This window comes from Cytobacillus oceanisediminis 2691, from assembly GCF_007678455.1.
Lineage (GTDB): Bacteria > Bacillota > Bacilli > Bacillales > Cytobacillaceae > Mesobacillus > Mesobacillus oceanisediminis_A.
The window spans coordinates 1-495 of sequence record NZ_VEEP01000041.1 but is presented as its reverse complement, the minus strand read 5'-3'; the positions used below and the strand labels follow the sequence as shown (position 1 = coordinate 495).

Annotated in this window: 1 protein-coding gene; it reads left to right on the top strand. The window is 46.9% G+C overall.

Annotation, left to right across the window (positions count from 1 at the left end; translation table 11 throughout):
- Nucleotides 1–133 precede the first annotated feature (133 nt).
- Complete coding sequence (locus FS736_RS23415) at nucleotides 134–352, top strand: hypothetical protein (RefSeq protein WP_144481523.1); 219 nt, start codon at nucleotides 134–136, stop codon at nucleotides 350–352.
- Nucleotides 353–495: the final 143 nt, after the last annotated feature.

Sequence of the window (495 nt, the reverse complement as noted above, 5' to 3'; positions counted from 1 at the left end):
AATTGGATTGCTTGGTGTGATTGAGGGAAAAGAAGGGGTTGACGGGAGTGGGATCGAGCGGGAAAGGTATAGGGAGGTAAAGGAGGTGGTTGAGAGTGTGGGATTTAAAAGGTGAGATCTAGGGAGATTGGGAGTGAAGGATGTTTTAGGGGAAATGAATATGGATGAGAGAGGTGAGGAGGTTGGAATGGGTAAAGTGAGGGTTAAGGAGATGATTGAGGGTGTGGTCGGTGGAGAAAGAGAGGGGGGTGATGAAGTTGGAGGTGGGGTTGTAAAGAAAGATGTTGTAAAGGTGGAGGATGTAAAAGGAGGGATTTATGGGGGTGATTTTGGAGTGGAGGTAATGAAGTGAAAAGTTGAAGAAGAGAAAATGAAGGGAGTGAAGTTGGAGGAGATGGAGAATGATAGGGTGGTGGAGTTGGAGAATATGAAGGTTGGGTTTTTGGGGAGAAGGGATAGTATGGCGGATTGATTGGGTGTGGTCGTGAGAACTGG